Annotated in this window: 17 protein-coding genes and 1 pseudogene; 8 read left to right on the top strand and 10 right to left on the bottom strand. The window is 62.9% G+C overall.

Annotated elements, in window-relative coordinates:
* Window positions 1-91 precede the first annotated feature (91 nt).
* Window positions 92-463: a hypothetical protein gene (locus tag NO357_RS04090; protein WP_306734331.1), complete on the top strand. Its 372-nt coding sequence runs from the start codon at window positions 92-94 to the stop codon at window positions 461-463.
* Between the two features lie 46 nt (window positions 464-509).
* Here the strand turns inward: NO357_RS04090 and NO357_RS04085 are convergent, their stop codons facing one another.
* Together NO357_RS04085 and NO357_RS04080 are read right to left on the bottom strand one after the other, a co-directional pair.
* Window positions 510-1,253 carry a DUF695 domain-containing protein gene (locus tag NO357_RS04085; RefSeq protein WP_306734330.1) on the bottom strand — a complete coding sequence of 248 codons (744 nt, stop codon included), beginning with the start codon at window positions 1,251-1,253 and terminating at the stop codon, window positions 510-512.
* Between the two features lie 88 nt (window positions 1,254-1,341).
* The gene (locus tag NO357_RS04080; RefSeq protein WP_306734329.1) at window positions 1,342-2,568 is read right to left on the bottom strand and encodes a bifunctional alpha/beta hydrolase/OsmC family protein; all 1,227 of its coding nucleotides are present in this window, start codon (window positions 2,566-2,568) and stop codon (window positions 1,342-1,344) included.
* A gap of 197 nt (window positions 2,569-2,765) precedes the next feature.
* On the opposite strand from NO357_RS04080, the gene NO357_RS04075 reads away from it, so the two are divergent.
* The gene (locus tag NO357_RS04075; protein ID WP_306734328.1) at window positions 2,766-3,692 is read left to right on the top strand and encodes a homocysteine S-methyltransferase family protein; all 927 of its coding nucleotides are present in this window, start codon (window positions 2,766-2,768) and stop codon (window positions 3,690-3,692) included.
* 112 nt (window positions 3,693-3,804) lie between these two features.
* Here the strand turns inward: NO357_RS04075 and dddP are convergent, their stop codons facing one another.
* Window positions 3,805-5,148 (bottom strand): dimethylsulfonioproprionate lyase DddP, encoded by a 1,344-nt coding sequence (gene dddP, locus NO357_RS04070; RefSeq protein ID WP_306734327.1) that lies wholly within the window; start codon window positions 5,146-5,148, stop codon window positions 3,805-3,807.
* Window positions 5,149-5,361: 213 nt separating this feature from the next.
* Between dddP and NO357_RS04065 the strand changes: the two genes are divergently transcribed.
* Window positions 5,362-6,105: a heme-dependent oxidative N-demethylase family protein gene (locus tag NO357_RS04065; RefSeq protein WP_306734326.1), complete on the top strand. Its 744-nt coding sequence runs from the start codon at window positions 5,362-5,364 to the stop codon at window positions 6,103-6,105.
* A gap of 15 nt (window positions 6,106-6,120) precedes the next feature.
* On the opposite strand, the gene NO357_RS04060 is transcribed toward NO357_RS04065, so the two are convergent.
* From NO357_RS04060 to NO357_RS04050, 3 genes are all read right to left on the bottom strand, one after another.
* Window positions 6,121-7,008: a hypothetical protein gene (locus tag NO357_RS04060; RefSeq protein ID WP_306734325.1), complete on the bottom strand. Its 888-nt coding sequence runs from the start codon at window positions 7,006-7,008 to the stop codon at window positions 6,121-6,123.
* Window positions 7,009-7,130: 122 nt separating this feature from the next.
* A complete protein-coding gene (locus NO357_RS04055) occupies window positions 7,131-7,931 on the bottom strand; it encodes a lytic murein transglycosylase (protein WP_306734324.1) in 801 nt (266 codons plus the stop codon).
* 107 nt (window positions 7,932-8,038) lie between these two features.
* Entirely contained in the window at window positions 8,039-8,806 is a 768-nt protein-coding gene (locus tag NO357_RS04050; RefSeq protein ID WP_306734323.1) for a hypothetical protein, read from the bottom strand.
* A 742-nt stretch (window positions 8,807-9,548) separates the two neighbouring features.
* Here NO357_RS04050 and NO357_RS04045 point away from each other — a divergent pair.
* From NO357_RS04045 to NO357_RS04035, 3 genes are read left to right on the top strand one after another with little or no spacing between them, the layout of a single operon-like run.
* A complete protein-coding gene (locus NO357_RS04045; protein WP_306734322.1) occupies window positions 9,549-10,262 on the top strand; it encodes a YiiX/YebB-like N1pC/P60 family cysteine hydrolase in 714 nt (237 codons plus the stop codon).
* Window positions 10,252-11,181, top strand: a complete 930-nt coding sequence (locus tag NO357_RS04040) for a YiiX/YebB-like N1pC/P60 family cysteine hydrolase (RefSeq protein WP_306734321.1) — start codon at window positions 10,252-10,254, stop codon at window positions 11,179-11,181. Before NO357_RS04045 ends, NO357_RS04040 begins: the two co-directional genes overlap by 11 nt.
* Window positions 11,182-11,205: 24 nt before the next feature.
* Window positions 11,206-11,757: a gamma carbonic anhydrase family protein gene (locus NO357_RS04035; protein ID WP_306734320.1), complete on the top strand. Its 552-nt coding sequence runs from the start codon at window positions 11,206-11,208 to the stop codon at window positions 11,755-11,757.
* A gap of 61 nt (window positions 11,758-11,818) precedes the next feature.
* Here the strand turns inward: NO357_RS04035 and NO357_RS04030 are convergent, their stop codons facing one another.
* A complete protein-coding gene (locus tag NO357_RS04030; RefSeq protein ID WP_306734319.1) occupies window positions 11,819-12,637 on the bottom strand; it encodes a nitroreductase family protein in 819 nt (272 codons plus the stop codon).
* 189 nt (window positions 12,638-12,826) lie between these two features.
* A protein-coding gene (locus NO357_RS04025) for an IS5 family transposase (RefSeq protein ID WP_376744348.1) occupies window positions 12,827-13,581 on the bottom strand; the annotation gives its coding sequence in 2 pieces (ribosomal slippage) (window positions 12,827-13,243 and window positions 13,246-13,581; 753 coding nt in all).
* An 843-nt stretch (window positions 13,582-14,424) separates the two neighbouring features.
* On the opposite strand from NO357_RS04025, the gene NO357_RS04020 reads away from it, so the two are divergent.
* Together NO357_RS04020 and NO357_RS21410 are read left to right on the top strand one after the other, a co-directional pair.
* On the top strand, window positions 14,425-14,688 hold the full coding sequence (locus NO357_RS04020; protein ID WP_306734317.1) for a 2TM domain-containing protein: 264 nt from the start codon (window positions 14,425-14,427) through the stop codon (window positions 14,686-14,688).
* A 19-nt stretch (window positions 14,689-14,707) separates the two neighbouring features.
* A pseudogene (locus tag NO357_RS21410) lies at window positions 14,708-14,842 on the top strand (phosphate-starvation-inducible PsiE family protein); the annotation flags it as partial.
* A 48-nt stretch (window positions 14,843-14,890) separates the two neighbouring features.
* Here the strand turns inward: NO357_RS21410 and NO357_RS04015 are convergent.
* Complete coding sequence (locus NO357_RS04015) at window positions 14,891-15,844, bottom strand: calcium/sodium antiporter (protein WP_306734316.1); 954 nt, start codon at window positions 15,842-15,844, stop codon at window positions 14,891-14,893.
* 163 nt (window positions 15,845-16,007) lie between these two features.
* Window positions 16,008-17,411, bottom strand: coding sequence for a type I glutamate--ammonia ligase (glnA, locus tag NO357_RS04010; RefSeq protein WP_306734315.1), 1,404 nt, complete (start codon window positions 17,409-17,411; stop codon window positions 16,008-16,010).
* Between the last annotated feature and the right edge of the window lie 31 nt (window positions 17,412-17,442).

Genomic DNA, 17,442 nt, shown 5'->3' with positions numbered 1-17,442 from the left:
GTGCCTGTGCGCAAGTCCGGGGACAGGACCCGGCTGGGCGTCAACTTTGACCTGGCCTTCAAGATTTTATGGCCCGCCGGGACAGGTTGCCGTGGAAGGTCGGATCGCCGGATGCCTGTCGGATGCGGTTTTCATGGTCCGCGGCGGATATCTGGCGGTTCAGGGCCGGACGCCGGACCATGCGGTCGTCTTTCACGAGAGCCTAGAGAGTCTGGCCGGCACCCGGCAGGCCGGCGCGCGGATATGGCTGAAGCGCGTGGTGTATCGGGCTGGGCCCGAAGAGGTCCATACGACTTTGTTTCTGCCCCAAGGCAAAGGCTATGAGACCATGCCCTATCTGGGCGAACTGCAGGTGAACACCTCGGATTTTCAGTGGCACTTTCCCGCGCTGGACGAGGGCGGCGCGGCGCTGGATGGCGAGATGAAGCTCCATTTCAGGTTCAACCTGCTGGACGCGCGATAGGTGCTCGAAAGAGCCCGAGCGGAAGTGGGCCGCGGTGATCCCCGGTCTACGTCTTGGCGACCGGGCAATCCCAGCCGTCATAGCGCCCGACCGCGCCATCCAGAGCGCCGACGATCATGTCGGTGACGAGATCGATGCCGTGCGGCGCATCCTCGCGCCAGAACCGGACGCGGGCGACGTCGCCCTCGTCGGTGATTTCGTCGAGTTGGAACCCTTCTGCGCCGGCGGCCTCGGCAAACGCCTCGGCCGCTTCGCGACTGGGCATGGTGGCGAGATGGTCGATCCGGCGGCGCTTGCCGAGGTCATCGCCCTGCGCCTGCAGTTGCATCAGCTGGGCGCGGTTGCGGATCTGCTGGAACGCCGAGGGCGCGGGGTAGAGGTAGCCGCGATAGACCTCCCAATCGAGATCGGTGCGGGCGCCGATTTCCATGGCATAGCCGGCATGGCGCTGTTGGAAGTCGAGCAGCGCCTTTTTCGCCGCGCCGCCGTCGCGGAAATAGGCGAAGAAATCGCGCAGCCCGGCATGAGTGACGCGGCCGGCAAAGATGCCGCCCTGGGTGTCGATCACCCGGGCGAGGTCATCCTCGAGCGCGGCGAGCGCCTCGAACTCCTCCTTGCTGGAGAGGCCGTTGGGCTTGGGCGCCTGCATCTTGACCGAGACGTAGACACAGTCGGTGAAGCCCTGCACTGGCGCGCGCTGGGCCAGCGACAGGTTGAGGAAGGTGGTCGACGGCTTGCCATCGACGCGGCCGAAGTAGAAATCCCAGTGGTCTTGGTTCTGTTCGCTCATGCGGCGGGTTTTAGGCGATTGCGCCGGGAAAAGGAAAGGCACAGATGCCGCAGGGGGCGGGCAACCGCCCAGGAGGTCGTCTGATCGGCTACGAGGCCGTCTGATCGGCCAGCACCGTGACGATTTCGGAGGAGCGTTCGAGCGTGCGGTGGACCGGGCATTTGTCGGCGATCTCCAGGAGCCGGGCGCGCTGCTCGTCCGTGAGTGGACCGGTCAGGGTGATTTCGCGGCGGAATTCGTCGATCTTGTCGCGCGAGCCGGCCTCGGCATCCTGGGCATGGACCTTGGCATGGCTGACGTCGACGCTGACATGGTCGAGTGGCCAGCCTTTACGGCGGGCATACATGCGAATGGTCATCGAGGTACAGGCGCCCAACCCCGCCGAGACGAAACCGTAGGGCGACATGCCGCGGTTGGTGCCGCCATAGGCCTCGGGTTCGTCGGCCAGTGCGTGGTGGAACGGGCCTGAAGCGATGTCCTGCAAAAAGCCCTTGGGATCGGCTTCGGAGACGCGGGTGATGCCCTCGGGGGTGCCCGGCGGCGGGGCGGGCGGCGAGAGATCGAGATAGTGCGCGGCCCAGGCGGCGATCACGCCGGCGGCGTATTCGGCATCGGCCGGGTCACTGATCAGGTGATCGGCCTTGTCGAGGGTGACGAAGCTTTTCGGGTGCTTGGCGGCCATGAAGATATCGGCGGCGTTCTCGATGCCGACGATGGTGTCGCGCGGGGCATGCAGCACCAGCAGGGCGCGGTGCAGGTTCGGCACCGCCTCTTCGAGATGCTGGGCGGCGATGTCCTCGATGAACTGACGTTTGATCACGAAGGGGCGATCGCCGAGGACGACGCGGGCCTCGCCCTCGCGGCAGATGGTCTCGATCTCGTCCGAGAAATGCTGGGTGACATGCGCCGGATCGTACGGTGCGCCGATGGTGACCACGGCGCGGGTCGAGGGCATCTCGGCCGCGACGCGCAGCACCGCGGCGCCCCCGAGCGAGTGACCGATCAGCATGTCGGGAGCCATGCCTTCGCCCTCCAGCCAGGTCGCGGCGGCGCGCAGGTCTTCGAGATTGGTTGCAAACGAGGTGTTGGCAAACTCGCCTTCGGAATGCCCCAGGCCGGTGAAGTCGAAGCGCAGCACGGCGATGCCGGCCGCCGCCAGCCGCTGGGCGATGCGGCGGGCGGCGGGGATGTCTTTGGAACAGGTAAAGCAATGGGCGAACAGCGCGGTGGCCAGGTGCGGGCCGTGCGGCAGATCGAGCCGGGCGGCGAGTTCGAGGCCGTTATGGCCGGTGAAGGTGATCTTCTGGGTGGGCATGGGCGAGTCCTCTTGCGTTGACGAGAGGGTGGGGGAGGAGCGTGCCGAGTTCAAGGTGGGTTACGGGGCGATGACGGGGGTGTGAGGCTGATGTGCGATGATGTTCCATACCGGTCATGTATCGCCGCACCGCACGCATTCACGCAGGTCCGGCTTCGTGATAGGCTTACATCGACAAAACAACGACCACGGATCAGATGAAACGCCCGCTGCCACATCAGACCGACCGAAAATTCCTTGTTTTTGCAGCAACCGGCACCGACCTGATCTTCAACCGCGGTGTCGATCTGCCCGGCTTTGCCTCTTTCCCGCTGAACGAAGACCCGGACGCACGCCCGATCGTCGTGGATCAAATGCGCGACCTGATTAAGGTTGCGAAACAGGCGGGCACGGGCTGTATCATCGACACGCTGACATGGATGGCGAACCGGGACCGTGCCGCGCCGCTGGGGTATGACGAAGAGCGCCTGGCAGCGTTGAACCGCACGGCCGTTGCCATGATGCGCGGCTTGCAGGACGAGTACGCCGAGGATGACGATGTGCTGTTGGCGCTCTGTGTCGGGCCGTCGCGGGATGCTTACGCCCAGCTGGAACCGATGACGGTTGAAGCTGCAAGGGAGTATCACCGGGCCCAGATCGGGGCGGTCAGCGACACGGGGATCGATCTGGTGAATGCCTATACGTTCAATCAGGTTGAGGAAGCGGCCGGCGTGGTTCTGGCGGCGGGTGACTTTGACGTGCCGGTGGCGCTGTCCTTGGTGGTGGAAACCGACGGGCGTCTGGACAACGGGCAGAAGCTGGAAGAGGCGATTGCAGAGATTGATGCGTTGACTGACGCGGGGGCCGCCTATTTCATGGTCAATTGTGCGCATCCCGACCATTTTTCCCATGTCCTGACCGGCAATCCGCGGCTGCAGGGGATCGTGGTGAATGCCTCGCGCTGTTCGCATGCCGAGCTCGATGACGCGACCGAGCTTGATGACGGTGATCCGGAGGAACTGGGCGCCGAGGTCGCACGGCTGGTTGAGGCCTATCCAAGCCTGTCGGTTATCGGCGGCTGTTGTGGAACCGATCTGCGGCATCTGCGCGAGATGGCGCGGCGAGTGGGGAACCGCGCGTCGTAACCCGTCTTTTGGTGGTATGGTGCGTGCTCGCCCGGGCGCGCCAAGAAGGCGGGCTGAAGCCCGCCCTACGGTGGGTTTTGTCAGTGACGGCCCAATCCCAACGGCCGGTCCGTCATGCTTCCCCCATCAGCGCCGGATCGAATGGATAGGTGGTGAGGTTCTCGTAGCCGTGTTCGGTGATCAGCACCTGGTCTTCGAGCTTGATCGAGAACGCGCCGCCCTCCTCGCCGACCAGCGCCTCGACGCAGAGCACCATGCCGGGCTCCAGCGCGTAGTCGAAGGCGCCCGCGACGGCTTTCTCGGGATAGGCCACGAGCGGCCATTCATCGCAGAGTCCGACGCCGTGCATCAGGCAGCCGTATTTCTGTTTCTGGAACTTGTCGTCAAGCCGGTGGCAGTTGGCGGTGAGTTCGGGGATGGTGACGCCGGGGCGCAGCATCTCCATGTTGGTCATGATGTGTTCATGCGCATGGCGCATGGCGTAGATCATCGAATTGCCGGGTTTGCGGTCGCCGATCCAGAAGGTGCGCGAGATATCGGTGCAGATCCCGTAGGGGCCGATCAGGTCGGTGTCATAGGCGACGATTTCATTGTTCTGCACGATGCGAGGGCCGCATTCCTGGAACCAGGGGTTGGTGCGCGGCCCGGATGACAGCAACCGGGTTTCGATCCATTCGCCGCCGCGGCGGATGTTCGAGGCGTGCAGTTCGGCCCAGATGTCGTCTTCCGAGGTCTGGCCCAGCGGCACGTTTTCGTAGGCAAAATGTTCCATCTCGGCCATGGATTTCTCGCAGGACAGGATCGAGCAGCGCATCGCCTTGATCTCGTCGGGGCCCTTGATGGCGCGGGTTTTCTCGGTGACCTCCTCGCCTTCCATGACCTCGAAACCCTGGGCTTCGAGCGCGCGCAGCCCGTGCAGCATGACCTTGTCGACGGCCAGGCGCTTGATGTTGCCGCCATGCTGTTCGATCAGGATCCGGACCTCGTTGGAGAACACGTCGGCTGCGACGTCGACCTTGTCGCCGCGGTCGAAATAGAACAGGTCGGCGCCGGCGCGCTGTTCCCGCACCAGCGGGTTGAAGGTGCTGAGAAACGGCGAGTTTTTGTAGTCCCAGATCACCATGTAGCCGTCGGCACAGAGCAGCACGGCGCGGAACGGGTTGTGGGTGTTCCACAGCTGCATGTTGGTGGAGTCGGTGGCGTAGCGGATGTTGAGGGGATCGAACATCAACAGGCCGCCGTAGCTGCGATCCTGGATGGCCTGGGTGAGACGGGTCCAGCGGAAATTGCGCATGGCAGCAAGATCGGGCAGGGCGAGTCCCGCCGCTTCCCATTCTCGGAAGGCCAGCTGAGTGGGGCCGATTTCGATCCGGTTGGCGTCGTTGGGAGTCCCGTCGCCGAGGGTCGGCCCGCGGGTCGGGTCGATCTTGCGGACATCGCGGTAGTGCTCGGTCATGGCGGGCCCCTTTCGGGATCAGCGTGGCGCGGGGCGGGGCCGGGGGCTTGACCATTTGCGACCTCTGTCATGGCCTGTTTGCGACGTTTGCCGCCCGGCCGGCCGAGGGCGGCGGGAGATTCAAGCGGGGCTGCCTCCGGGGGAAGTGTTTTCACGAAGGATGACGGGGCTGCGGAGGCTTGGCGCGGGCGCGGCGGCACGGTAGGCAGAGGGATGATCCTGCAAGACGCGCTGCCCTATGATCCGTTTAGCCCCAAACCGTTGCCGGGGATCGCACCGCTCGATCCGGCCGACTGGATCCGGGTGGACGAGGCCTATGCCGCGCAGATGGCCGAGCGCGAGCGACTGATCGGGGAACGGCGCGCTGCGGTCATTGCGATGGACGAAAGCGCGCGGGCCGCGGCGGAGGAGCTGCTCGACGCGGTGCTGGCAGCGGTGCTCGAGACACCAGGTTTTGCCATGGAGCGCGGCGTGGTGAAGCGGCCGGATGGCGGGGCGGTGACCATCGACCGCGGCGACCCGCTGGGCACGGTGGGGCGGCTGGTCCAGGAGGATTTCTGCCTGCTTGACCGGCGCGGCGACGAACATGTGCTGGTCGGCGCGGTGTTGTGCTTTCCGGCGAGCTGGAGCCTCGAAGAAAAATTCCTGCGGCCGCTTGTTGGCATCCACAGTCCGGTTGCGAGTTATGACGACAATGTTGCGCGGCGGGTGCAGCGGCTGTTCGACGGGGTGCAGGTGGGGCGACCGCTGTGGCGCTTTAACGCGCTGTGGTATACCGATGCCAGCCTGCACCAGCCGCGGCGGGAAAACGACCGACGCCGAGAACGGGACAGCAAGGGTGACTGCTTCCTGCGGTCTGAGCTGCAAACGGTCCTGCGGTTGCCGGTGTCCCGAGCTGTGGTGTTCGGCATCCACACCTACGTGTTGCGGGCCGAAGACCTGGCCGGCCGGCCGTAGCCTCTGGCGGCGATCTCAATCGAGCAGCTTGCCGTAGAGTTCGTATTCCGATTTGCCGAACCGGGGCAGGTAGCGCTTGGCGCCACTGTAGCGTTCGAGCGCTTCGTTGCGGGTGAGACGTCGATAGGGATCGTCGGGGTCGCTGGTCGATGGCCAGAGCTGGCCGGCCCGGCGTGACAGGCGGGCGATGACGCTTTGGGTGCCGGTCAGGACGGTGCGGAAAGCCGCGCCTGCGGGCGCATCGCGGTCCGGCTGGTCCGCCGGCTCGTAGGCGTCGCGCAGCCGGTTCAGGCCGCTGGCCGGCTCGGATGCCGACCCCTGGGCCGCGCCGGGCGGGGACGGCTCGGGCAGCGGACTGTCAGGCAGGGCGTTATCTGGCAGGGGGCTGGCGGCAACCGATGCGGCGATGCCGTCGCGGTTCGCACTGGGTTCGAGGCTGGCGGCGGTTGGTCGGGTCTCGGCGGCGGCTTCGGGTTCGGCTTCGGGTTCGGCGGCGTGCAGCCGGGCCGCGACGCCGTCGAGCAGGTCACTGTCGAGCGCTTGCGGCAGCGTCGCCCGCGTCACGGCATCGAACGGCAGTTCCCGCTTCAGACGGGCCAGGATCTTTTCGCTGAGCCGGGCGCAGAAGGCGGGCGACACGGTGTGGGCTTCGTCTTCGGGCGCGGCCCCGGTGCCGACGATCAGGCTGTAGGGCCCGTCCGACTGGTCCGGTTCGACCCAGGCCAGGCCGATGCGCAGCTGTTCGATGTCGATGATGACGATGTCGTCATAGTCGAAGGTCAGCGTTCGCCGGCCCGTGTTGGCGCCGCGTACGGACAGTTCAAACTCGTCGACGATATCCTCGAAGTCGAGCATGGGCTTCTCGAGATACGTGGCCGCAACGATATGCGTTTCGAAAGACATGGTGTCCTCGGGCAGACAGGTTCAGCAGATCGTTCCATTGAAGCGGCAGAATTGGCCGAAATTGAGGCATCTTGGCCTAGAATTTGAGAAAAATCCCGTTTAGCGGTTGTGGCGGGCGGAGATCACCCGTCGATCTTAACGCCCATGATGGCGAGCGACTGCTGGTAGACCGTGGCCGCGTTCCATTCCTTGAGCACCCGATAGTTGGGCTGGCCCTTCTGGTAGCCCTGACCGGGCTTCCAGCCCTTCTGGCGCAGGTAGTTGGCGGTTGAAGCCAGCGCGTCGGCCTGGTTGTAGAAATCGATCCGGCCATCGCCGTTGCCATCGACCCCGTATTTCAATGCATTGCCCGGCAGGAACTGCGTGTGACCGAGCTCGCCGTGTTTGGCGCCCTTGGTGCCGGCCGAGATCGAGCCGCGGTCGACCAGTTTCAGCGCCCCGATGGCGTGCGGACGGAAGAAATCGGAGCGGCGGCAGTCATAGGTCAGCGTCACGATGGCCGAAACCACGTTGCTGTCGCCCATGAAACCTCCGAAACCGGTTTCCATGCCGTGGATGGCGATGAGCACCCCGGCAGGCACACCGTAGGCGCGTTCAAGGCTGTCATAGAACGCAAGGCTCCGGGCCTTGCGCTTGCGCCCCTGTGCGATGATGGTGTTGACGCCGCGCACCTTCATGAACTTGTCGAGGCTGTATTTGAAGCTTTTCTGGTTACGGTCGGCGATGATGGTGGACTTGGCATAGCGGGTTGCGGCCAGGGCCTGCAGCCCCGGCCTTTTGACACCGGCGCGCTTGGCTTCCGCGGCGAACTCGGCTTTCCAGGCCTCGAACCCCGCCGCAGAATTGCCGCACCCGGCGGCGAGGGCGGGGCCGGCCAGTCCGAAAACCAGACAAACCACGGCAAAAGGGCGAAACGCACGCATCTTGAAGCTCCCAAAGAAACAATCCGGGAGCAGGTTAACCATGCGTCCCGGTTGCCGCCAAGCGAAAAACCGAAGACGGGCGCAACTGACGCGTTAGATTCCGATCGCTATTTGAAGATCATGTCGAGAAAGACCTGTGTCGCCCCGGCGGCGTGCAGCAGCGACAGCCCGGCGGTGGCCGCCAGCACGTTGGCGGTGACGCGGAAATCGCCGCCCCTGTTGAGATTGAAGGCAAACAGCACCCAGGCGAGTGGTGCTGAGAAGATGCCGATCAGGATGGTCATTATCCAGGCGGTGATGCGCAGCGGCAGCGAGACCTCGGCATGGATCGCTTCGGCGATCTGTTCTTCGGTGTGGCGCAGTTCACGGAGCTTCAGCGAGAAATCGAGGCCGATCTGGCGCGACCCGAAGGCCGAGGTCGGCCGGGGGGTTTGGGCTTCGACACCGGACACCCGGCGCGGCGCGACGGGAAAGCTGCCGATCTCCGGCAGGATCACGTCTCCGGGCGCGAGCCGCGCCTTGACGGGGCGGGGGGAGACCTCCTCGGTCTGCACCCGGCGCGGCGTGATCGGCAGAGCCGCCTCGATGAAGCTGTCGGCCGGGATCAGTGCGTCCTTGCTGAGCCAGTTGACGCCGTCGGCGCCCAGGTCGCGGGCCAGCAGCGCCAGCGTGGTTGCCAGCACGGCCTTGGCTTCGTTGCCGGCCTGTTCGGCATTCATCCCGCCGTCGGCGGATTTGGCGATCTTGCCGATCGGTTGCACCGTGACCCGCAACCGAGGCGGCGCATAGCTGCGGTTTTCCTGGTTGAACCACAGCAACAGGTCGTCGCAGGTGATTTGCACGCCCGTCGTCCCGATGGTTGTGACAGAGTCCACCCGGTGCCCCTTGTCCACAAGCATCGGAGCAAGGAGCGTTTCAACCGCTTCCGCGTCAAATTTTGGGGTAACCGAGAATACTAGCCCTCCGGTAGACACAGAAAGCTCGACCGACATGGGGCTTCCTCCGGTGGTTGTTGTTTGGCCGTCAGTGTCGCGTCACGGCGTGCAAATCTCGCGACGCAAATCAGAAATAATTGTGGCAAATTGTTTTGTTTCGCGAAAAAGGTTGTTTCCAGATCGAGGAAAACAACCTTTAGGCGCGAATTCCAAAACATGGGCGTCCCGATTTCCCGCCTGCAAGGCAGGGGCGCGAGGCGGGTGCGCCGGTCATCACGGGGTCGGTCGGGGCGTGTGCTGGGTCGAAGCCGGTCGGTCGATGCGGAATTGATTTTACTGTTGCGACGATCACTTGCTGTTTCCAGTCTTGCCGTGCCCGGTTATATTGAACTCCGTGATGTGCGGTCTGCATCTGGTTGTTGCCAGGGGCGTGGGTCTTGGGGCCCACGGTGCGATGGTCAGGGACGGGGAGCGCGAAGAAAGTCGTAAGACACGATAATGCGTTGGTGGGGAAGTGTTTTCGAAAGTTAAGGCGTTGTTCCTTGTGATCGGGGGATTCGCAGTGATGTCCTGTACGCAGCCCGTGGATGTCGACCGGGCTGCACTTGCGCGGGTCGGTGTTGACGCGGCCCTTGACGGCTGCTGTCTGCCGCGACAGAAATTTCCGCCCGCGGTCACGCGCATGGCTGAAGGCTGCGCCCGGTCGGTGGTGACCTCGATCCGTGGCATCAAGATGCGTCCGGGCTACCTCGTCGACAAAACCGAGGCGCAGGACCGGGTCCTTGCCGGGGCGCGGCCGCTCGACCTGATGGCGTTCAGTTTCAAGGGGCAGGCCGCGGGGCAGCTTGGAATGGGCTATTTCAACCATGTCAGCGTTTTTGTCGGCGACGAGACGGCATTGCGCGCGGCTGGTGTCTGGAACGATCCCGCGGTGCGACCATGGCAAGACACGCTCAGGTCGGGGCCGATGGTGATCGAGGCGATGCGGGAGAACGTGGAACTTGCCGGGCGCGAGGCGATCTTCAATGCCGACTCGGTGGCGGTGTTGCGGCCACAGACGCTGTCGCGCGGCCGCAGGCAAGCGGCGTTGCGCGACCTTTTCGCGATGATCGGCACGCCGTTCGATTTCCATTTCGACGCCCGCACGCCCGACGCGGTCTTCTGCACCGAGGTGCCGGCGCGGGTCATGCCCGAACTGAGGCTGCCGCTGCGCGAGCTGTACGGCCGGCCGAGCTATTTGCCCGACGAGACCGTGGCGCGGGCGCTGCAGGGCAAGCTGCCGCTGCGGCTTGTCGATTTCGTCCTGGGCGGGCGCAATGGCTGGCAGGGCGCGGGGCCGCAGGAACTGGCGGCGCGCATCCTGTCGTATTGGCCGGAGGACGGTGGTGACGAATAGAACGGTCGGCGGGCTTTGGCGGACGGTCTTTGCCGGCATGGCCCGCGTGGTTGCGATTGTCCTTGTGTTGGGCCTGGCAGGCTGCGATCGCGCGCTCGAGGTAATGCGCAGCGATGCGGAGCTCGATCCGGCCGCCACAAACCTCGTTCAGTGTTGCGCCGATCCCGAGCGGTATCCGCGCTGGATGGTCGAGATGGTGGAGCCCCTGATGCAGCTGGCCGGCCCGTCGATCAGCCGCGCCCAGACCCGGCCCGGGTTCCTGTCGGCCCGACCCGAGGCACAGGCGTTGCTGTTGCAGCATGCCAGGCCTTTCGACGTGATGCTGTTTCAGATGTCGGCGCGGTTGTCGGGCTCGCTTCTGCCGGGGCATTTCAGCCATAGCGGCCTTTACCTCGGCGATGAGCGCAAGCTGCGCGCGGCGGGGCTGTGGGAGGATCCGGCGCTCGATCCCTTCCGCGCGCGCATCGGGCAGAAGCACTTGATCCTCGATTCCGTAACCGGTGGGGTGCGGGAGGCGGACCGGCATGAGGTCTTCGATTTCGATGCCATCGCTCTGGTACGCCCGTCAGCCCGGGTGATCGGGGACCGCCATGCCGCGCTGCGCAGGGCGCTTGCCGCCGTCGGTACGCCGTTTGACCATTCTTTCGATCTGGATACCAGCGAGCGCCTCTTCTGCCTGGAATTCGTCTGTAAGGTGCTGCCGGAAATGGATATCCCGAAGCGCCGGGTGTTTGGCCGCCGCACCGTGCTGCCCGACCGTGTGGCCGCGATGGCGCTGACCGGGAAAGGTGGCTTGCGGGTGATTGGATATTTGCGCAGCGGGCCCTGGGGATGGCAGACTGCCACCGGCGCGATGATGGCCGAGGATATTCACCGCGCCTGGCAGAGTCGCCGGCTGCGACCGGTCGAACGGCCCTGAGCCCGGCCCTGGAAAGGAGAACCAATGCCCCATTTAGGCCCTGAAGTGACAGTCGATGACCCAGCCTTCATCCACGACACCGCGCTGATCCACGGCAAGGTCTGGCTCGGGCCCGGCAGTTCGGTCTGGCCGCACGTGGTGATGCGGGCGGAGATGCACGAAATCCGCATTGGCGCGCGCAGCAACATCCAGGATTTCGTGATGATACATGTTGGCAGCTTCACCCCGACCATCGTCGGCGAGGATTGTTCGATCACCCACCACGTCACCCTGCATGGCTGCGAGATCGGTGACCGCTGCCTGATCGGGATCAATGCCACGATCATGGACGGCGCGAAGATCGGCGCCAATTCGATCGTGGCGGGGCATTCGATTGTTACCGAGAATGCCGAGTTTCCCGAAAATTCGATCATAGCCGGGGTGCCAGCCAAGCTGGTGGCGACGCGGGACAACGCGGCGAAGAATCTCGGCAATGCGCGGTTCTATGAGATGAACGCGCGGAACTATGCGGCGGGGCGGGACCGGTTGAGCGAAGACCAACTGCACGCGCTGGCCTCGATGTTCGAGCCGACGTAAAGGGTTTCAACTCCGGCGCGGCTGGCCATGAGATCCAGCATTGCCCCGGCTCCAAGTTGCCTCAGACTTCCTTGACGAGATCCTCGTAGGGTAGCCGGGTCCTTTGGCTGAACAGCCCCTCTGGCTTGCCAGTTCCGGCGCCGATCACCATGGTGACTTCGGCCGTTGACGGCAAACCGAGAAGGTCGCTGATGGCCTTTTTGTCAATTCCACCCATCGGGCAGGACTCGTAGCCGTGGGCCGCCAGGGAGAGCATCAGGTTTTCGGCGGCCAGAGCAGACTGAATGTGGCCATAAACGCGATGATCCGATTTCCGCACCGGTCCGTTGACAGTCGGTTCTTTCAGCCTTCGAAGCCAGAACATGATCCGGCGCTTGAAATTGTTGAACCCGAACGGATCGGTCTTCATCAGCATCGGAACGATGTTTTCATAGTAGTCGCGGACCGGGCCCTTGAGCGGATTGGCGCCGCCATGCGTCATGATATCGGTCAGTTTCCGCAAGTGCGTTTCCCACAGGTCCACCCGCGACACGGCGACGACAAGATCGCCTGCGGTCTCGGCTGCCGGCTGGGCCATGCACAGCCGGGACAGTTCTTTTTTCTTGGCGTCAGTTCTGACCCAATGGAGCTCATAGCATTCCAGGTTAGACGAACTTGGAGCAAGGGTCGCGTGACGCAGGCAGTCTCGCATTACATCTTCCGGAATGGGGGTTCCGTCGAAAATCCTGATCGCCCGACGCGCGGTCACCGTCTTGTCAAAGCCGGGCAGGGCCGATTGCAGAAATGACGCATTCGGCCTCTCGGTCTCGGAAGCAACATCGACCCTGAGGGTTTCCATTTCTTTCAGCGGATTACTGCTTGTTGCCATCTCATCACCCATCGTTTTGCCAAAACGCCAATTCCTTTAGCGTTTGGACTTCATCTGCAATTTCTTCGGAATTCACCCTTTAGTAACAGGGAATGTCGCCGCTCGCGTTGATTCAGATCATCGCTTGCGCTAGGTAATTCTGACGCATGAAGCAGATGGAATAGATTGTGAAAAATTGATCGCAAAGACTAGGCTCAGGACTCATAACCAAAAGATGATGGTTGCGGCGATGCAGATTGCCGACAGGAAGAGTTCACCGCATCTATCATAGCGGGTCGCGATGCGACGCCAGTCTTTCAACCGGGCAAACAGGTTCTCGACACGGTGCCGTTTGCGATACAGGCTGACGTCATGGTTGGCGGGGTTCCTTCGTCCTCGACGCGCCGGAATGCACGCATCAATGCCGCGTTCGGCCAATGCTTCTCGGAACCAGTCTGCGTCATATCCTTTGTCTCCCAGCAGCATCTTGGCGGGCGGCAGGCTGCCTACCAAAGCCAACGCGCCTTTGGCATCGCTCATTTGTCCAGCTGAGAGGAAGAATGTCAGAGGTCGCCCGCGCCCGTCGCAGACTGTGTGCAACTTGCTGTTCAAGCCGCCTTTGGTTCGACCGATGGCCCGAGTCCGAGTCCCCCTTTTGAGAGGCTTGCAGCCGTTCGGTGCGCTTTCAGGTGGGTGCTGTCGATCATGAGGGTTTCACCGTCCGATTCCGGCACGGCTAGTTCCCGGAAGATGCGTGCAAAGACACCAAGACGGGACCACCTGACAAACCGATTGTAGAGGGTCTTGTGCGGCCCATACTCGGCTGGTGCATCCCGCCATCGCAGGCCATTGCGGATGACATGGATAATACCGCTGAGAACCGTGCGGTCGTCAGATCGAGCGACGCCGCGTGGTTTCGGGAACATGTGCTTGATGCGGTTCAGGTGCTCTTGTTCGAGCCAGAACAGATGCGACATGGACAATCCTCCTGTCGCTCTTGAATCACGATGGCGTCGCCGATGGAATCAAACGGTTGATGACCGCAATCCGGGAAAAGCCGTCATCCGACAAAAACCGTCAGATGACGGTAGAGAGCCCAAATCAGACGACCGTTAGGGCAATCTTAACCTGGCTTGATTCGTATCATTTTCTTCTTTGATAGTTGCGTTAACCTGACTGCGCATGGAGATATGATAACGCCCGCCAAGGGAGGGATTTGTGAAAACTCTTTCTATAGCAGCTTGCGCCGCACCACTAAATTGGAGGTCATGCCTGAGTACGTGCTTCACCTTGGTTCTCGTATGCATCACTAGTTCAGAGGTGCAAGCAGACGCAGTTGTAAATCACATCAAGACGATGAGGGATTATGATTTAGTTGAGGTCGACGGAGCGCCACCGATACGCCCTCTCAGGTTCTACATCGGAGAGAACTCCGCGTTTGCAATATGCGGTCATTGCCTATGTGCCACCGGTCTAATGAAAGGCCGCTATCCTAGACTTAGGATTAGACCTACCTCAGCTTCACCTGCGTGCAAATGGGGCTCTCCTGGAATTGATTCAGATAAACCATTGGTGGAAAAATTTCTCGGTATGAAAAAAGTTACGGCTACGGAAAGCAGCTTGGTATTCGTTGACGGAAAAGAGGGAAAAATGCACTTTAGGCTGGGAGGAGCAAACCTAAGCCCGCCCTAGTGTCTGGAACGGCAATTTTGTCCGCCACTCGGTCGTTACCCCGGATTCGTCGAACGTCCGCTGTTGGTAGGAAGCCGCCGTTGAGGTCTGAGCCAATTTATAGGTCCTGACCCTAAGGAGTAGATGTCATGGAACGAACGGAAGCTTATGAACGTGCAAAACACCGAGTTGAGGCAAAGATAGGTTTCTATGTGCACCTACTTGTGTTTCTCGGCGTCAACATTCTGCTCGCCATCATCAACTATATGACCTCACCCGAGGACTGGTGGGCCAAGTGGCCGCTGATCGGATGGGGGTTTGCCGTGATCGTACATGCGCTTTTCGTCTTCGTCTTTACCGGAAAAAGGATTACGGAAGAGATGATCGAAAAAGAGATGCGCAAAGGCGAATAGGGCGTGCCTGCCGCCCGATTTGCGGCTGGTCATCGCCATCGCGCCGACAGCCATCGCGCGGAACGTCATCATCATAGATTCCGAACAGGTCACGCCTGAATGCCTCAATGGAACGGCCATGGTGGTGCTGGCGCTGAGCGCGACCCATTGGCCGATCACCGAGCGGACCCGAGTCCCGAGGGCCGGGCGGGCTTGGCGGCGGTCAAGCCATGCCGAGCAGCGCCCAGAGATAGGCTGCATAGGCGGCGAGCAGCACCGCGCCCTCGCGCCGCCCGACGCGCCAGCCGGTGATCGACGCGAGGATCAGCGCGGCCGTGGCGGCGAGCATCACCCAGATGTCGAAGCCGGCGATCCCTGGCGGCACGGCCAGCGGATGGACCGCCGCGGTGACCCCGAGGATGCCAAGGATATTGAAGATATTGGAGCCCAGCACGTTGCCGAAAGCGACATCGCCCTGGCCCTTGCGGGCGGCGACGAGCGAGGTGACAAGCTCGGGGGTGGAGGTGCCGATGGCGACGATGGTCAGGCCGATCACGCTTTCCGACAGGCCGGAACTGCGGGCGAGGCCGACGGCGCCGTCGACCAGAAACCGCGCGCCGACGACGATGATGACCAGACCGGCCAGTGCCATGAGGCCGGGCCCGATCAGTGCCGCCCTGGGGGCCGGCAGCAGCGCGGCCTCGGCCTCGTAAAGTCCGACTGCCGGCGAGGCGCGCCGGCGGGCCGAAATCAGGGTCGCGGCGACGTAGGTGGCAAGCAGCGCCGTGAAAACGAGTCCGGTCAGCCGCCCGATATTTCCGGCGAGGACGACTCCGAGCAAGAGCAGCGAGGCGAAGACCAGCACGCTACCGTCGCGCATCAGCGCTGCACGATCTACCGTTACCGGGCGCAGAAGCGCGGTCAGCCCGAGTATCAGCAGGATGTTCCCGATATTGCTGCCGACGACGTTGCCGATGGCGATGGCCGGTGATCCGGCCAGCGCGGCCTGCAGGCTGGCGGCAAGCTCGGGGGCGGAGGTGCCGAACCCGACCAGGGTGAGGCCGATCACCAGCGGCGGGATGTGCAGCGCGTGGGCCACCGACACGGCGCCGCGCACCAGCAGATCGCCGCCGAGGAACAGTGCCACCAGCCCAGCCGTCAGCATCAGAATGTCCATGGAGGCCCCCTTTTTCGGCCCAGACCGAGGGCGCCGACGAAAGATAAGATGCGACGGCGGGCGTTTCCAGCGGCGCCCGGCGGCCGGGGCCAAAAACCTTGTTGCGGCGACAGAAAAAGGGCGCCCCGCGGGACGCCCTTAAAGTGATCCGTTTCCGGAACGATCAGCAGCTGTAATACATGCCGAACTCGACCGGGTGCGGGGTGTGTTCGTAAAGTTCGACCTCTTCCATCTTGAGATCGATATAGCCGTCGATCTGGTCCTTGGTGAACACGTCGCCCGCGAGCAGGAAATCGTGATCGTTGGCCAGGGCGTCGAGCGCTTCGCGCAACGAACCGCAGACCGTCGGGATGCCGGCCAGCTCTTCGGCGGGCAGGTCGTAGAGGTTCTTGTCCATCGCCTCGCCCGGGTCGATCTTCGACTTGATGCCGTCAAGACCGGCCATCAAGAGCGCCGCAAACGCCAGGTAGGGGTTAGCCGCCGGATCGGGGAAGCGAGCCTCGACACGTTTCGCTTTCGGCGACTCGGTCCAGGGGATCCGGACGCAGCCCGAGCGGTTGCGGGCCGAATAGGCGCGCAGCACGGGGGCCTCGAAGCCCGGGATCAGGCGCTTGTAGGAGTTGGTCGACGGGTTGGTGAAGGCGTTGAGCGTCTTTGCGTGCTTCAGAATGCCGCCGATGAAATAGAGCGCTTCCTGGCTGAGATCGGCGTATTTGTCGCCCGAGAACAGCGGCTTGCCGTCTTTCCAGATCGACATGTTGACGTGCATGCCGGTGCCGTTGTCGCCATAGATCGGCTTCGGCATGAAGGTGGCCGATTTGCCATAGGCCGCCGCCACGTTGTGGATGACATACTTGTACTTCTGCAGTTCGTCGGCCTGCTTGGTCAGGCTGTCGAAAATGAGGCCCAGTTCGTGCTGGCACGAGGCCACTTCGTGGTGGTGCTTGTCGACCTTCATGCCGATGCGCTTCATGGTCGAGAGCATTTCCGAACGGATGTCCTGAGCATCGTCGATCGGGTTCACCGGGAAGTAGCCGCCCTTGATGCCTGGGCGGTGGCCCGAGTTGCCCATCTCGTACTCGGTGTCGGTGTTCCACGAGGCATCGATCGCGTCGACCTCGTAGGAGACCTTGTTGATCGAGTTCGAGAAGCGCACGTCGTCGAACAGGAAGAATTCGGCTTCGGGACCCCAGAACGAGTTGTCGCCGATACCCGAGGATTTCAGATAGGCCTCGGCCTTCTGGGCGGTGCCGCGCGGGTCGCGCTCGTAGGGTTCACCGGTGTCGGGCTCGACCACCGAGCAGTGAATGCAGAGCGTTTTCTCGGCATAAAACGGGTCGATATAGCAGCTGTCGGTGTCGGGCATCAGTTTCATGTCCGAGGCTTCGATCGATTTCCAGCCGGCGATCGACGAGCCGTCGAACATGAAGCCTTCTTCGAGGAAATCCTCGTCGACCTGGTCGGCCATCACCGTCACATGCTGCAGCTTGCCGCGCGGATCGGTGAAGCGGATGTCGACATATTCGACGTCTTCTTCTTTCATCATGGTGAGAACAGCGTTGCTCATACCGTTTTTGTCCTTCTGCTGAGTAAGTCGT

Source organism: Marimonas arenosa, assembly GCF_030848945.1.
In the GTDB taxonomy this organism is placed as follows: domain Bacteria; phylum Pseudomonadota; class Alphaproteobacteria; order Rhodobacterales; family Rhodobacteraceae; genus Marimonas; species Marimonas arenosa.
Note: the sequence above shows the minus strand (reverse complement) of the source record. Positions and strands in the feature narration are given on the sequence as shown.

What these genes read in the sequence shown, in the direction of transcription:
- NO357_RS04080 (WP_306734329.1), bottom strand. Translation starts at nt 2,568, where the DNA reads ATGCCCACCCAGAAGATCACCTTCACCGGCCATAACGGCCTCGAACTC.
- glnA (WP_306734315.1), bottom strand. Translation starts at nt 17,411, where the DNA reads ATGAGCAACGCTGTTCTCACCATGATGAAAGAAGAAGACGTCGAATAT.
- NO357_RS04075 (WP_306734328.1), top strand. Translation starts at nt 2,766, where the DNA reads ATGAAACGCCCGCTGCCACATCAGACCGACCGAAAATTCCTTGTTTTT.
- NO357_RS04035 (WP_306734320.1), top strand. Translation starts at nt 11,206, where the DNA reads ATGCCCCATTTAGGCCCTGAAGTGACAGTCGATGACCCAGCCTTCATC.
- NO357_RS04065 (WP_306734326.1), top strand. Translation starts at nt 5,362, where the DNA reads ATGATCCTGCAAGACGCGCTGCCCTATGATCCGTTTAGCCCCAAACCG.
- NO357_RS04055 (WP_306734324.1), bottom strand. Translation starts at nt 7,931, where the DNA reads ATGCGTGCGTTTCGCCCTTTTGCCGTGGTTTGTCTGGTTTTCGGACTG.
- NO357_RS04045 (WP_306734322.1), top strand. Translation starts at nt 9,549, where the DNA reads ATGGCTGAAGGCTGCGCCCGGTCGGTGGTGACCTCGATCCGTGGCATC.
- NO357_RS04085 (WP_306734330.1), bottom strand. Translation starts at nt 1,253, where the DNA reads ATGAGCGAACAGAACCAAGACCACTGGGATTTCTACTTCGGCCGCGTC.
- NO357_RS04060 (WP_306734325.1), bottom strand. Translation starts at nt 7,008, where the DNA reads ATGTCTTTCGAAACGCATATCGTTGCGGCCACGTATCTCGAGAAGCCC.
- dddP (WP_306734327.1), bottom strand. Translation starts at nt 5,148, where the DNA reads ATGACCGAGCACTACCGCGATGTCCGCAAGATCGACCCGACCCGCGGG.
- NO357_RS04015 (WP_306734316.1), bottom strand. Translation starts at nt 15,844, where the DNA reads ATGGACATTCTGATGCTGACGGCTGGGCTGGTGGCACTGTTCCTCGGC.
- NO357_RS04030 (WP_306734319.1), bottom strand. Translation starts at nt 12,637, where the DNA reads ATGGGTGATGAGATGGCAACAAGCAGTAATCCGCTGAAAGAAATGGAA.
- NO357_RS04020 (WP_306734317.1), top strand. Translation starts at nt 14,425, where the DNA reads ATGGAACGAACGGAAGCTTATGAACGTGCAAAACACCGAGTTGAGGCA.